Source organism: Exiguobacterium sp. SH4S7, from assembly GCF_004336795.1.
GTDB classification, from domain to species: Bacteria; Bacillota; Bacilli; order Exiguobacteriales; family Exiguobacteriaceae; genus Exiguobacterium; species Exiguobacterium aurantiacum_A.
On sequence record NZ_SJUT01000002.1, the window covers coordinates 378,312 to 393,196 of the forward strand.

Genomic DNA, 14,885 nt, shown 5'->3' on the forward strand with positions numbered 1-14,885 from the left:
CTTACTTCACCATCCTCTGAGGTACCTCCTGCTCGACGTCTCGCTGTTCAATGAAGACGCTCAACGCTGCGCCGCCCGCTAAACCGATGACGATGAGGAGCCAAGCCCACCACGTCCGTTCAAGCGATTCCGCATACAGCATATACATACCGAGCGATAACACGGCCACAAGTACCGACACGACGAGTTTCGTCTCGCGCTTCCGTACGTATGGGATCGACAAGGCAAACAGCGTCAACGTGGCCAGCACCCAAAAGGCGAGCAGTATTACATATCCGATCATCCGACTGCCTCCTCGCTAGACGCCGGGACATCCTCGTCCACCGGCGGTTGCTCTTCAAATTCATTCAATCCATCATCTTCTATATCGTCATTAAACGGATCGTCGTCCAGTGTTTCATCCGGGAACGTCGGAATGATCGGTTCAACCGGTTCAGGCGGCGGTAGCGGGACTGAACTTTTCGTCACGATCTCCGGTACCGGCTCATAGAAGTCAAAGCCCAACAGTTCACGCGTCTCGCCTGCCTCGGTGACACGGATGCGATACAACTTCCCTGACTCTCCAGTTTGACCGGATTGCGTCACCGAAGAACTTCCGGCCGGGAGTGATGGGGAGAAGCGGATCACGTTCTGGTACGGCACGCTTGCGACTTCTTCGACCCGCGATTCGTACGCGCCGACGAACGCTTTCCCGAGCAGTTGCACCGTCATCACGTTCCCTTCATCTAAGACGATGATGGCGTAAGGTGATTGTTCCGTGTTTTGGACGGCGAAGTTCGAGCCGGCATCGATTTTGACGTCGTAGCCGAGCTCGATGCCGCTCGGAAGCACTTCATGCGGGACGCGCTCGAGCACTTTGAACGGAGTCGCCGCAAACAATTTATAGAGAGACGAACCGATCGGCGTGAGTGCTTCAAAATCTTCCCCGAACGACTTCAAGCTGAACATGTCGCCTGCATCCATTTCAAATCCGTTCATCCGTTCTAACGCCGAGCGCATTGCCGGCGTCGGACTAATCGTCATCGACGCGACGACTTCGTTCTCTTCTGCGACCATCTCAAGGGCGACGTTCGAATCGAGCTTAGACGCTGAGGCGACGAGCGGTGGGGTCACCATCGTCATCGTGACGGGTTGATTCTCTAAATACGGAGCGATCCGCTCTTCATCGATTGTTGTGATGAGCGGATAGTCCCCTGGTTCAGATATGGCTTCAAGCGTATCGTCGATGTTGAATGATACGACGTCTTTGCCGACTTCGAGCGCCGTCCCGTCGACGAGCGTGACCGTGAACGGTGCGTTTGTGAAGTCTTTGACGGCATTGTCGAGTCGGACGACCGCCTCTTCTTTCGTCATCCCCGATATGTCGATCCCGGCGACACGTGTGTCTTTATATGTAGCGCTTGTCTTCGCTGACGCGTCGAGATAGTTGACGAGCCCGATCGTCGGTAACGACACGAGCAACACAAGACATGTCAGGATGAAAAAGTGCATCCCATATTGCTTCATTCCAATTCCCCCTATGTAAAAAACTGAGACTTTCGATTTACTATCCGTTTGTACTCTAACTTTAGTATAATATGCATTGGACAGAAATTAACATTTATTTAGGAAATCATACGCTTTTTTCCTAGTATTTTATTATATTTGAAAAGGAGGTCAATGCGTTGGCCCGTTCTGAAAAAGGTTTTACGCTCGTCGAAGTACTCGTGTCGATCGTCATTTTATCAATTGTTTCGTTCTCCTTGTTAAACATATTCAGCCAAAGTCTGAAGACGACGAATGATAGTCTGAGTACGACCATCGCCAACCAAGTCGCTCAAAACGCACTGCATACATTAGATCGACGCGCCTCAGCTGTTCAAGAAACGCTTGACTTGAATAAACTGTTGAATCGAAACGGCGTGAGTTCAGAATGTGACTTTTGTTCTGATTATCGGATCCATGGTGAGACGTACGTCGCTACCATCACCCAATTGTCAACGCTGCCGTCAAATACAATCGAAGTCAAGATTTCCGTGACGACCGATCGACTCCGAACACCTGTCACGTTGAAAGGAGTGATTTCGAATGCAACGTTACGTGAGCCGTTCCCTGAAACGGCTGTCCCAGAAAGTGAACTCATTCAGTAAAGCGTCCGAAGGGTTTACGCTCGTCGAGCTCCTTGTGACCGTCGTCGTTGCCTCGATCTTAAGCGGTGTCATCATCACTGCCTTCATTTCAGGCACGCTCGGTTTTCAATTGACGAATGAAACGAGCGAACTGCGCAGTGAAGCCGACTATTTGGTCACGTCCATCCTATCCGAGGTCAACCGGAGTGAATTCGATGCCGTCACCGAAGTAGATGACACCTACCAATTCCACCAACTATCCGAACCTCGCATCTCATCGACTGGGATGATTTATCGGGAAGCCGGATACGAACCGATCAGCTTGAACTTATCAGCAGATTCATACGTGCCGAGCAACCCGAACGTCTTGTTAGATGATATTTCAATTCAACTGATTGAACCGGTCTATGATCCACGGCGACCGAACTATATGACGAGCGGCTTGATTGAAATCGAGATGAATCTATCGTTAAAGGCAAATCCCGATTCCATTAAAACGTTTAAAAGCTCGATCCCATTTTGAGAAGAAAGGAGGCACCACTTATGCATAAACGAGAAGAAGGCTATGTGCTCGTACTCGTCCTCGTGACGATGGCCGCGCTCGCCGTCTTATCGCTCGCTGCCATGCAAGTGAACTTGGTCACGAATAAACTGACGGTCATCCGTACAGAAGATACGCAGCTGAACGAAGACGCAAAAAGTGCGCTCAATCTGATTGCAGCGGACGTTCGAAATCGTTTCCCTCTTCATGACGCAAATGATGTACCGGCTCATATGGAGTCGGAGTCGGCTTTTAATGACGCGGTTCAAGGCGCACTCGTTTCAAACGAACCGTTCCTCGGGCTTCCGAGTGAGAGCGACAGTGAAATCAGCTATTCAATTCAATTAAAAGAGAATGCGGACGCGAACCTGCTCGACACCGCGCCATTTACGAAGATTTTGCAAGTGAACGTCGTTGCGAGCCGGCAAACAAATCCCGAGCAACCGCTCCTGTCGGTCGAATACACGCAAGACCTCTATTTGACGGCTCTGCCCGCCTTCCTGTATTACGTGCTCGGGTCGGACGAGCAATTGACGGTGAACGGGATGCCGACCGTGAAAGGGAACGTCTTCTCAGGTGGACCTTTGGCGTTTGACCGAACGGCGAATTACCAGCTGAACGGTAACGATGAACAACTTGAAAATTCAGCGTCAAGTCGTTTTCTTTTAGACGGACGCATCGATTTAGCGAATCCAACCGACTGTCTGATTTGTAATCAACCTAACTATTTCACCACAGGAAATGACGTTGCAAATGAGTTGCCAGACTTCGGTCCAGCGGCAAGTCAGTTCTCTGCATTCCAATATGACTATTCCATCATTGAATTTTTGAATCGACGACTCGATACAAAGCTCCCTTATACGAATTCAGTAGATGCAACGGTGTTCGAAGCACCGACAATCCCGAAAACAGATGATGTATTTGAAATCGACAAAGTGATTACTGACGACGGATCTCAAATCATCGAGCGTCCAAGTCCGTACTTAAACAAAGCCGCCTATGATCGGTTGACTGAGTCGACGATCATTACACTCCCTGACGAATTGACAAATAACCAGATGTATATCACGGAATCGATTAAAAAGAGTGATCGTCCTTTGTTGTTCGATGGTGATGTGGTCATTGATTCTTTGACCCACCTCTCAATTGAACGACCGTTGATCGTACGAGGCAATTTAAAAATTCAAGGAACCGTTTCTTTTGAATCGACGGTTTATGTGCTCGGAGATACCATCATTGACCGGGCAAATATTCAACCGTTGACTGCCGATGGGCTCAACTCACTCATTTTGCTGTCAAAAGGGAAAATTCTACTTAACCGGATCAATGAATTCAAAGCAGAATCAACTGTGCTCCAGGCTTTCTTATATAGTGATTCTTTAGACAAGACCCAAGTGTACGCCGTAGGCTCTGATTTACAGATCAAAGGAGGGCTCTACAGCAAAGGTCCGCTTGAGTTGAACGTATTCCGCGGTCGCTTTTCGGAGAGTGACGAGTTGTCGGCGGAACAGTATTTTGACAGCCACATCCAAGAGCACCGCCCCGAATATTCGCGGTTGCAACTGACCTATAACGATGCGGTTTTCAATCAATTAAATACACTGCCCGTCACGAATCAACTCCAATTCTTTGTCAGCAACCCTGTTCAGTTAAAGTGACCGGTTCAACAGAAAAACCTCACCTGCATTTTTTGCAGGTGAGGTTTTTCTTAGTTCTGGCCCATCCATTCGATGACTAAGTCTGAGCGGAAGTCTTTGGCCAGTTGCTCATGCTCGCTTGTCCAAACCGCTCCGTTCGCGATCAACAGTTCAATCAATGGAACCTGATTATGACGGACCGCTTGGAAGAGAATCGTCTCCTCGTCTGCGCTCGGAATCGCTACACCGCTTCCAAGTAACGACTGGACTGCTTTCATGTCTAAAGCGTTCGCCGCGATGGGAAGCAACCGCTCATCCTTTAGTTCCTGATGAACGATTTCCCACTTGCCACGGTTAGCGTTCTCTCCATATAACGTAGCCAGCACCGCTTCACCATTCACTTCGGCAAACGGATCGATGTCTGTCTGTAAATATGCTGTGACGACTTCTGGCGTGCCTTGTTGGATTGCTTGAGAGAACAGTTCAGGTGTCGGTTGAACTTTATTCGTGCGAAGCGCTTGTTCAACCGCGCTCCATTCACCTCGTTCTTGTAACGAATTCACTTCCTCGACAGTCAATTGCTTTTTCGAGGAAATCGCATCCTGTAATTCTTCACCGCTTAATGAATCGAGATTTGCATTCGTCATGTTCAATCTGTACATCGCGAATACAGCAACGATGATGAGCAAAGAAAGTAATACGAGTAACCATTTTCGTTTCACGGCATTTCCAACTTTCCGTTATTAATAACGATCATCCTTATTGTCACCAGACGTCTGAATCACTCGGACAAAGAACGTATCTTTTACCGGGATAAAGTCGCGGCCGGCTGGCAATGTTGTATAGACCTCTACTTTCGCAACACCAGGTTTGACTGGTACTAGTTGCTTGCCTGAACTGCTAACTTGTACATATTCCTGTCCTGACACTACGTTCAATCGACTATCTTGCCACGTAGACGTTGTCGGCCAGAATTGAAGCGATGGAGATCTCGGAGCCGTACCTTCTCCGATATTGATCGTCATGTCTTGGGCAAGGATTTGGTTCGGGTATTCGTTCACCCGAACGATTGTCGGATTAGATAGAACGTTTCGCAACGTTGCTTCTTCAAATGTCGTTTGTAACGAAATCGGAGTGAGTACTCCACCTTGTCCGTATCCGTAATTTGCACGAATAGTATAACCTGTTGCTGTAGCTGTCACATCGACAGCTGCCGGGACTGTCCCGACTAACTTCAGCTGTTTCCCGACGTTCGGTGTCGATACGACGTTAATCGTTGCCACGTCATTTACCCGTTTGTCTGGATCAAGGCTATTCCATACCCATAAATCCAGTTGGTCTGGTGTCTGTGTCAGACTTGGTGCAAGTACTGTAATCGTAAATGTCGTCACTGGCATTCTCACATTTAAATTGTTAAACAAAGGACTGGCATCAATACTCGCTTTAATCGTGGTAACACCCGGCTTGAGTCCGCTCACTTCTAACCCAGTCCCTTTTTGGACAAAGGTGACGCTGTCTCCAGAGACGGTTTCATAACGAATCGAGTCATACTGGGCCGTTGTCGGGAAAACAGTCGGTGTCACCGTCAACGTTTGACCAACAAACAGGCTCTCTGATTTAATTTGAATCTGTTCCGGTGGACTGATGACTTTAAGCTTAGACTCGGCGATGACGAACGGCCGCCCTTCACCAGGATCAATCGTCAATCGGATTGTTGAGTCTCCCGTTTTCAAGCCTTTAATGACCGCATTGTTCCCCGACCCACTTAGTTGCGCCATACCGTTATTGCCGACAATTTCCCATTTCAATGTCTTCCACTTCGGATTTGAGAAACTGTTTCCTTTCGCGTCGGTAATGACAGGACTCACAATCTGTTCGGCTCCAATTTGTAACGTCACGTCCGGAATACTCGCTTTGAAGGCGAACGGTGCCCCGATATTGATGAATAGATCCGGAAACTTAGACGAAATCGTCGTCTCTTTGTCCCACTCATTATGCTTATCTAGGCGATGATCTTGCTTTTTAGATATCTCCACCTCAGACTTCAATTCATTTTCAGTTTTTTTCAAATGAATCAAAGAAGTCGCAGCTTGTACTGCACGGACGTCCACTTCGAACGTGAAAAAGCGGCTGCTGCTTTCGTCAGATAAGAATACATTTTTATTTCCTTTCCGTTCATAATACAGATCTAACTCTAACTCCAGGTTAATCGATTGCTTGTCTTTCAATGCGATCTCTTTTCCGTCTGTGCCACGTACAGCAACAATCTCGAGCTCTTTTGGAAGTTTCTCTGAGAATGTGGCCGTGTTTACTCTAAGAAACTTATCGCCTTTTTGATTCGATAAGCGATCGAACTGCTCTGGATACTCAATTTGATACTTAATCGTTCCTGTCTCGTACAAACTAATCGTCGAAGGAGTAATTGCGCGCGTCACTTCAATCAACTCAGACACATCTTCTGCTCGTTTCACGTTGATTGTAAACGAGTCCGTCACTTTGGCATTCCGTTGATCCGTCGTCTCAATCGACACTTGCATCGGCTCACCTTCGATTACATCTTTTGCCGGAATGACGAATTCTTTCACTTCATAGTTTCTCAAGTTATTGAATGTCGTCGTTTGACCGTTATAGCTGATTTTTGAAGTGAGTGTTTGATCTTGGAAGTCATAATCGCTCGGACGCCACATAATACTGACATCTCGGCCTTCCGTCACTTCGATTTTGTTATTTTTAATATCGTCCGTCGTGTAGGCGTTCGATTGGTCACTCACCGACTCAAGCACGTTGTACGGTTTATGATTCGCACCGATAAAAGCTCGATACATCGTATTAATAAAGATTTTCTTCTCATCAGACTGCGAAAATTTGTTCGTGTGTCCTGCGCCTGAATAGGTGAAATTATTCTTCGTGTACGTATAATAATGGTTGTTGGCGTCACCGTATATACGATTTCCGCTCGTCGAATAAAGATTGTACCAAGGTGTCACATCGGGATCATTTAAATCAAGCGTGAAATATTGATTATGCGTATTTGAGATGTTCTTTGGCGCATCATCCAATTTATAAGGATATGTCGTAAAAATACCATCTTGTACTTTGATAGCTCGACTTGTCTGTTCTGGTGCACCATAACCCATGTTTGTATACGTTTTTTGTCCCGAAATGTTTAAAGTCGGGTCGCTGTTAACAAATTGTCGTTCCCATTCAGAAGTTGCGCTGTTGCCGCTATTTGTCCGGAAAATAGTGTCATGTGTCAACATGACTCCTTGCCCTGTCTCGCTGAATCGTTTTACTTTTCTTGTCGCGGCCTCACTCATACTTCCTGAGATGTTGTATGAATCTTGGAAACCGAAGATGAGCATGTCATAATCGTTCGCGGCTAACGCTGTATCATAAGAACCTTTATCGAAGTTATCTGTGTTCCCGTTCGTCAAGTTAAATTCATAGTTGCCGGCTGGATCGACGAGCATGTCTGACAAATCTTTTGAAATCTGTCCGTTCGTACTCGTCCCAGCTGTTAACTGTAAAATATTCGCTTGTACTTTTTGATCTAGATAGATGAACGTACCTCTCTTATAATCCGCTTGTCCGGTCACCGTATCTTTTACGACGAGCATCCAATTTTTAGGACCGCTAAACGTCGGGCGTGAAAGTGTGAAGTCGACTGTATCTGAAGTTTTAGCCTGTTTTTCGAGCACTTTCTCTTGTGTGGCAAACCGGTCATTATGATCAAAGTCGATATAAAGCTCAATGATGGCCGAACTCGTTGGAGAAGTAGCCAAGTTATAATTAAAGTTGATTGGGGCACGGACACCGCCTTGCACTTTAATCGTATTATTCGTGAGTGTTTGATTGTTGTATCGCACATCGACCGTCTTCATGCGTGGTCTGCTACCCGTCAACGACTTCAACTGTGCCGCCATTTCTTGGTCAATATTTGCATTGGTTTTTTCAGTAAAAACATTCACGTTTGTAAACGAAGCTAAGCGTTTTAACTGTGCACCTCCGTTTGCTGCATCTTCATGCATATAGAGCGGAAGGCCGATACGGACAACCGAATCGAACAACTCGTCGACTTTTAGCGCCGTTAAATCGTTGTGTTGGCTTGTCGTATCGTGATTCGCACTCTTCCCAATCGTTCCCGTTTGATATTTTGCTGAGAGTGGGCTACTGCCAATCATGACGGCGTCAAAAGCACCGTTCATCGGAAAACGTGAAGCGTTAAATTCTTTAATCGTCATAAATTTCGCATTGATTTTCGTCGAATCTAAATTTAAAGAATCGCGATACGTCTTGACGGCAGTATCGTATTCAGTAATTGTCACGACTTTAGAGGTACTAAATGCATCCCTAAGAATCAAGACGTTCAATGGAACCTCAGTCGTATTCGCTTTGACGTACTGTGGAAATATAGATATAAGTAAGACGAGAACTGCGATATATTGCATGAACTTACGCAACGTGAGTTCCTCCCCAATTTTAGTGTTTACCACTAATTATCCCACCTCTTTGGAAAAACATACATAGCTTTCTTCGATCATTGGTAAATGTTTCTTTTCAAATGTGTTCTCACTTCACTAATAAAGTAAAGCGATCCCGTCACGACGAGTGTTTTCGAGCGCGGCGAACGTACCCATTCCGCCAACCAATCTTTCCACTCGACGTAACGGGCCCCGTCCTCGATTAGACTGTCTTTCGTCCGTGCCCGCGGAAAGTCGAACGTCGTCTCATAAACGGTCGCGATCGTCCCTAACGATTTGATTATCGCTTCACGGTCCTTGTCGGCAAGAGTCGCGACAAGCACGGTGACATCTTCTTCTAGCCGAAGTTGCTCACAGAGTGCCGCTACGCCTTCCGCGTTATGCGCCCCGTCTAAAATGATCCGCGGCTCTTTTGAGATGAGCTCATAGCGCCCCGGATGTTGTGCCGTCTCAAGCCCTATCAATATCGCCTCGGTCTTCCATCCGAGATGACGGGCGACCGCGACGGCGCACGCTCCGTTGTAGGCTTGATGATGACCCGTCAAGCCGAGAGCCGCAGCAGGCAGTCCTTCATATGTAACAGTTGTGTCGGCCCCGTCCTCGATCGACTCGATGAGCGGCATGACCGCATGCACCGGTGCCTCCATCGTCCGTCCTTGTTGCTCGAGCAACGTGATCAACTGCGCATCGTCCAAACTATGGAACATCGGGACACCTCGTTTCATGATGCCGAACTTCTCCATGGCGATCTCTGCGAGCGTATCGCCGAGTATACCTTGATGGTCGTGCCCGATAGATGTCACGACCGTCGCGAGCGGTCGCTTCAACACGTTCGTCGAATCGAGCCGTCCCCCGAGACCGACTTCCCAAATGACGAGGTCCGGTTGCTGTTCATGGAAGTACAGCCACGCCATGACCGTCAGCAGTTCAAACTCGGTCAACGTCTCAGGCGACTCATGGGCACGGTCACGGACACGGTTCGCGATACGGACGAGATCAACCTCGCGAATCGGTTCGCCGTTCAACATGATCCGCTCCTCGAACTGGATGATGTACGGCGAGATAAACGTCCCGACGTTCAACCCTTCAGCGATTGCCATCGCCCGCAAAAACGCGACGGTCGATCCCTTCCCGTTCGTCCCGGCCACGTGAATCGACGGCAATTCGTCAATTTGTAGCGTCTCGAGCATCCACTCGACTCGATTCAATCCAGGCTTGATCCCGAACCGCAGTTGTCCGTTCAGCCATTCAAATACGTCTTGTCTTGTCTCCATCTTTAACCCACCCCTGTTCTAACACTTCCCTCCCATCTTACCAAAATTCACGAAGGCCTACGCAGAGAATCGGCTGTGCTATACTCGAAGCGAACAGAGATAGGAGGAATTCAGATGAAAGACACAGGTTGGAACTTTGAAGCGACATACGTCGAACTTCGTGACATGTTTTACGACCGTGGGCCGATCAACCCGGTCGACAAACCAGAACTCGTCTTATTGAATGAACCCCTCGCCGAGACACTCGGACTCGATATTGATGCATTGAAAGAAGACGTGGCGCTCCTGTCCGGAAACCGGCAGACCGACACGTCGTTCTCGCAAGCGTACGCCGGGCATCAGTTCGGCAACTTCACGATGCTCGGTGACGGACGCGCCCTCTTCTTAGGGGAACACGTCACAGCGAACGGTAAACGGGTCGACGTGCAGTTGAAAGGCTCAGGACCGACCGAATACTCACGAGGTGGTGACGGCCGAGCCGCTATCGGGCCGATGGTACGCGAATATTTGATTAGTGAAGCGATGTACGCGCTCGGTATCCCGACGAATCGGGCACTTGCCGTCGTCAAGACTGGTGAGCCGGTCATGCGTCAAGGGCCGAAGCACGGTGCCGTCTTGACCCGTGTCGCCTCGAGTCATATCCGCGTCGGCACGTTCCAATATGCGGCTGCTGCCGGGTCGATCGATGACGTTATCGCCCTCGCCGACTATGCGATCCATCGTCACGACCCGGACCTTGAAGGTCGTCCCGACCGCTACGAGGCGTTCCTCAGACGCGTCATCGAACGTCAGGCGAAACTGATCGCCGACTGGCAACTCGTCGGCTTCATCCACGGTGTCATGAACACGGATAACACGTTCATCAGCGGCGAAGGGCTCGACTACGGTCCGTGCGCCTTCATGGACTCGTACCATCCGCACACCGTCTTCAGCTCGATCGACCGCGAGGGCCGTTACGCCTACGCGAACCAGCCGTATATCGGATCTTGGAACTTGGCCCGACTCGCCGAGACGCTGTTGCCGCTGCTCGCCGACACGCAAGAAGCTGCCGTCGATATCGCCAACAAGCTGTTGAACGATTATACGGAGATTTATAAACAAGCGTACTTCACCGGACTCGCCCATAAGATCGGTCTCTACGTCCGAAAAGACGGCGATGACGCGCTGACAGACGAATTGCTCCGACTTATGATGGAGACCGAGGCCGACTTCACGAACACGTTCCGCGTGCTCACGCTAGGAGAAACGGAGTCACTTCCGTTCGCGTCGCGTGACGATGGGAAGACCTGGCTTTCGGCATGGCGCAAACGTCTCGCTGAACAAGCTCTTCCGGACGAAGATGTGACGCGACTCATGCGCCAACACAATCCGGCCGTCATCCCGCGCAACCATCACGTCGAAGCGGCAATCACGTCAGCTGAACGAGGTGACTTCGGTCCAACAACCGCCTTGCTCGACGTGTTGCGGAAACCGTATGACTATGAAGCCGATTACGGGCGTTACGTCTCGCCGGGACCAGAGCGGACGTATCCGTATCAGACGTTTTGTGGCACGTGATCCATTCCGCTTTTGCGGGATGGATTTTTTTGGGAACCTTTTATCGTTTGGATGCGTACTATAGACAAACGACACTCTGGAGGTTTACTATGCGACTACTTGCTTCACTCATCTCGCTTGGTTTCGCTTGTCTGATTTCTCTAGAACTGTGGCAAGGTCCGTTTTATGGTGGTTGGATTTGGTCTATGCCTGCCTTTTTCTTAATCGTCTCGTTTTTCCAGTTCATGAAACATTTGAATGAGCTTGAATGGAGTGGTGAGAACGACACATGAGGCTCGTCTACTTCACTATCATGCTCATCGCCGGATTCCTATATGCCGTGTATCTCGTCCATTTGTATCGAGTCGGGCTGACTGATTCGCTCTACATGCACTTCCTGTGGATCACGGGAATCGGACTTTATGTTTTATGGCTACGTCGAAGAACCCCCAAACGTCGTTCGTGACGTCGGGGGTTCTTCTCGTTTAGATGCCAGAATTCTCCCAAACGACAAAAAAACCTTCCTCGGAGAACAATTCTCCAAAGAAGGTTGATGTCTTACTTGCGTAACTCTTCAAGACGCGCGCGCACGGCGTCACGCTTGTCGAGGTAGTCTTTTTCTTTCGCTTTCTCTTCGTCGATAACGTGAGCCGGTGCTTTGCCGGTGAAACCTGGGTTACCTAGTTTCTTCTGCACGCGTTCGACTTCTTTCTCGTACTTCGTCACTTCTTTTTCAAGACGGGCGATCTCTTCCTCGAAGTTGATGAGGTCGGCAAGCGGGATGAACAGCTCCGCGCCCGTCATGATCGCTGACATCGATTTGTCCGGTGCCGTCAAGCCACGACCGATTTCGAGTTCGGTCGCGTTCGTGAACTTGCCGATCGTTGCTTCGTTCTCGCTCAAGTAGCCTTGTGTCGTGTCGTCACTCGTCGCGATGAACAATTGGATTGGTTTCGACATCGGTGCGTTCACTTCCGAACGGATGTTACGGACTGAACGGATGACGTTCATGACCGCTTCGAACGCCGGTACCGACTCCGCATAGTGGAGGTCGTCACGACGCGTTGGATAGCTCGCACGGACGATCGAGTCGCCTTCGTGCGGCAAGTGCTGCCAAATTTCCTCTGTCAAGAACGGCATGAACGGATGCATGAGACGCATGATCGAATCGAGCGTATGCGCGAGCACCGAACGTGTCGTCGCTTTCGCCGCTTCGTCCTCACCGTAGAGCGTGAGTTTCGCCATCTCGATGTACCAGTTACAGAACTCTTCCCAGATGAAGTTGTACAAGTAACGACCGGCTTCACCGAACTCGTACTTGTCGACGAGGCGTGTCACTTGGTCGACCGTGTCGTTCAAGCGTGTCAAGATCCACTTGTCGGCGAGCGTCTTCTCACCTGAGAGGTCGATGTCTTCAAACTTCATCCCATCCATGTTCATGAGGGCGAAGCGGCTCGCGTTCCAAATCTTGTTCGCGAAGTTCCATGTCGATTCGATTTTCTCCCAGTAGAAGCGCAGATCGTTCCCTGGTGTCGAGCCCGTGAGCAGGAACCAGCGGAGCGAGTCGGCACCGTACTGGTCGATGACTTCCATCGGGTCGACGCCGTTACCGAGCGATTTCGACATCTTGCGGCCTTCTGAGTCACGGATCAGACCGTGGATGAGCACGTCGTTGAACGGCTGCTTGCCCGTGAATTCGAGCGATTGGAAGATCATCCGCGATACCCAGAAGAAGATGATGTCGTAACCCGTGACGAGCGCGCTCGTCGGGAAGTAGCGTTTGAAGTCTGCTGAATCCGTGTCCGGCCAGCCCATCGTCGAGAACGGCCAGAGCGCTGACGAGAACCACGTGTCGAGCACGTCTTCGTCTTGATGCCAGTTCTCAATGTCAGCCGGCGCTTCTTTGCCTACATACACTTCGCCTGTCTCGTTATGGTACCAAGCCGGGATGCGGTGGCCCCACCAAAGTTGACGGCTGATGCACCAGTCGCGGATGTTTTCCATCCAGCGGAGGTACGTGCCTTCGAACCGCTCTGGGACGAAGTTGACTTTCGTCTCGTCGTTGCCTTGCGCTGCGAGCGCCGCTTTGGCGAGTGGCTCCATATCGACGAACCATTGCTTCGACAAGTACGGCTCGATGACCGCGCCTGAACGTTCCGAGTGACCGACCGAGTGCGTATGCGGCTCGATTTTGACGAGCGTGCCATCTGCTTCTAAGTCTTTGACGAGCTGCTTGCGGCAGTCGAAGCGGTCGAGCCCTTCGTACTTGCCAGCATTTTCGTTCATCGTCCCCGACTCGTCCATGACGAGGATACGTGGAAGCTCGTGACGGTTCCCGATTTCAAAGTCGTTCGGGTCGTGCGCCGGCGTGATCTTCACGCAACCGGTACCGAACTCGACGTCGACATAGTCGTCCGCGACGATTGGGATCTCACGGTTCATGACCGGGAGCATGATTGTCTTACCGACGAGGTGCGCGTAGCGCTCGTCTTTCGGGTTGACGGCGACGGCCGTATCGCCGAGCATCGTCTCTGGGCGCGTCGTCGCGATCTCGATGTGACCTGAGCCATCAGCGAGCGGATATTTCATATGGTAGAACGCGCCTTCGACTTCTTGGTAGATGACTTCGATGTCGGAGACGGCCGTCTTTTGTGCCGGGTCCCAGTTGACGATATATTCGCCGCGGTAGATCAAGCCTTTTTCATACAAACGGACGAAGACTTCCTGGACCGCTTTAGAGAGTCCCGCGTCGAGTGTGAACCGTTCACGCGAGTAGTCGAGACCGAGGCCGAGTTTTGACCACTGGGCACGGATCGTGTCGGCGTACTCGTCTTTCCATTCCCACGTCTTCTCGAGGAACTTCTCGCGTCCGAGGTCGTAACGCATGATGCCGTCCTCACGGAGCTTCTGTTCAACTTTTGCCTGTGTCGCGATACCGGCGTGGTCCATCCCTGGGAGCCAGAGGACGTCATAGCCTTGCATGCGCTTCAAGCGCGTGAGTAGATCTTGGAGCGTCGTATCCCACGCGTGTCCGAGGTGAAGTTTCCCTGTGACGTTCGGTGGCGGGATGACGATCGTGTAAGGCTGTTTCGAGTCGTCTTCGTCCGCCTTGAACACGTTGTTCTCCATCCAATAGTCGTACCATTTCGCTTCCGTCGCACTCGGGTCGTACTTCGTCGGCATGCTGATTTCGTTTGTTTCGTTGGTCATTGTGCCAATCCTCCTCTATCTGTCTACACAAAAAACGGCTACTCTCGTCCTTAACGCTAAGGACGAAAGAAGCCGTATCTTCCGCGGTACCACCTTAG

11 protein-coding genes and 1 other annotated feature (1 of these 12 only partly in view) are annotated in these 14,885 nt (G+C 50.1%); of the genes, 5 read left to right on the plus strand and 6 right to left on the minus strand.

Annotation, left to right across the window (positions count from 1 at the left end; all coding sequences use genetic code 11):
* Position 1: 1 nt before the first annotated feature.
* Both EVJ29_RS06030 and EVJ29_RS06035 read right to left on the minus strand, forming a co-directional pair.
* Entirely contained in the window at positions 2-283 is a 282-nt protein-coding gene (locus tag EVJ29_RS06030; protein WP_070327705.1) for a hypothetical protein, read from the minus strand.
* Positions 280-1,506 (minus strand): G5 domain-containing protein, encoded by a 1,227-nt coding sequence (locus tag EVJ29_RS06035; RefSeq protein ID WP_236633415.1) that lies wholly within the window; start codon positions 1,504-1,506, stop codon positions 280-282. Before EVJ29_RS06035 ends, EVJ29_RS06030 begins: the two co-directional genes overlap by 4 nt.
* A 158-nt stretch (positions 1,507-1,664) precedes the next feature.
* Between EVJ29_RS06035 and EVJ29_RS06040 the strand changes: the two genes are divergently transcribed.
* From EVJ29_RS06040 to EVJ29_RS06050, 3 genes are read left to right on the plus strand one after another with little or no spacing between them, the layout of a single operon-like run.
* Positions 1,665-2,129 carry a type IV pilus modification PilV family protein gene (locus EVJ29_RS06040; RefSeq protein WP_131504806.1) on the plus strand — a complete coding sequence of 155 codons (465 nt, stop codon included), beginning with the start codon at positions 1,665-1,667 and terminating at the stop codon, positions 2,127-2,129.
* Positions 2,068-2,631 (plus strand): prepilin-type N-terminal cleavage/methylation domain-containing protein, encoded by a 564-nt coding sequence (locus tag EVJ29_RS06045; protein ID WP_236633416.1) that lies wholly within the window; start codon positions 2,068-2,070, stop codon positions 2,629-2,631. Before EVJ29_RS06040 ends, EVJ29_RS06045 begins: the two co-directional genes overlap by 62 nt.
* 20 nt (positions 2,632-2,651) lie before the next feature.
* A complete protein-coding gene (locus EVJ29_RS06050; protein ID WP_131504807.1) occupies positions 2,652-4,307 on the plus strand; it encodes a hypothetical protein in 1,656 nt (551 codons plus the stop codon).
* 50 nt (positions 4,308-4,357) lie between these two features.
* On the opposite strand, the gene EVJ29_RS06055 is transcribed toward EVJ29_RS06050, so the two are convergent.
* From EVJ29_RS06055 to EVJ29_RS06065, 3 genes are all read right to left on the minus strand, one after another.
* Entirely contained in the window at positions 4,358-5,008 is a 651-nt protein-coding gene (locus tag EVJ29_RS06055) for an ankyrin repeat domain-containing protein (protein ID WP_131504808.1), read from the minus strand.
* A 21-nt stretch (positions 5,009-5,029) separates the two neighbouring features.
* Positions 5,030-8,611, minus strand: coding sequence for a DUF5057 domain-containing protein (locus EVJ29_RS06060; protein ID WP_236633417.1), 3,582 nt, complete (start codon positions 8,609-8,611; stop codon positions 5,030-5,032).
* Between the two features lie 212 nt (positions 8,612-8,823).
* A complete protein-coding gene (locus EVJ29_RS06065) occupies positions 8,824-10,041 on the minus strand; it encodes a bifunctional folylpolyglutamate synthase/dihydrofolate synthase (RefSeq protein ID WP_131504809.1) in 1,218 nt (405 codons plus the stop codon).
* A gap of 114 nt (positions 10,042-10,155) precedes the next feature.
* Between EVJ29_RS06065 and EVJ29_RS06070 the strand changes: the two genes are divergently transcribed.
* Both EVJ29_RS06070 and EVJ29_RS06075 read left to right on the plus strand, forming a co-directional pair.
* On the plus strand, positions 10,156-11,598 hold the full coding sequence (locus tag EVJ29_RS06070) for a protein adenylyltransferase SelO (protein ID WP_131504810.1): 1,443 nt from the start codon (positions 10,156-10,158) through the stop codon (positions 11,596-11,598).
* Between the two features lie 89 nt (positions 11,599-11,687).
* Complete coding sequence (locus tag EVJ29_RS06075) at positions 11,688-11,870, plus strand: hypothetical protein (RefSeq protein WP_131469246.1); 183 nt, start codon at positions 11,688-11,690, stop codon at positions 11,868-11,870.
* Between the two features lie 265 nt (positions 11,871-12,135).
* On the opposite strand, the gene EVJ29_RS06080 is transcribed toward EVJ29_RS06075, so the two are convergent.
* Positions 12,136-14,787, minus strand: a complete 2,652-nt coding sequence (locus EVJ29_RS06080; protein WP_071399363.1) for a valine--tRNA ligase — start codon at positions 14,785-14,787, stop codon at positions 12,136-12,138.
* A 55-nt stretch (positions 14,788-14,842) separates the two neighbouring features.
* Positions 14,843-14,885, minus strand: a binding site (T-box leader); it runs 178 nt beyond the window's last position.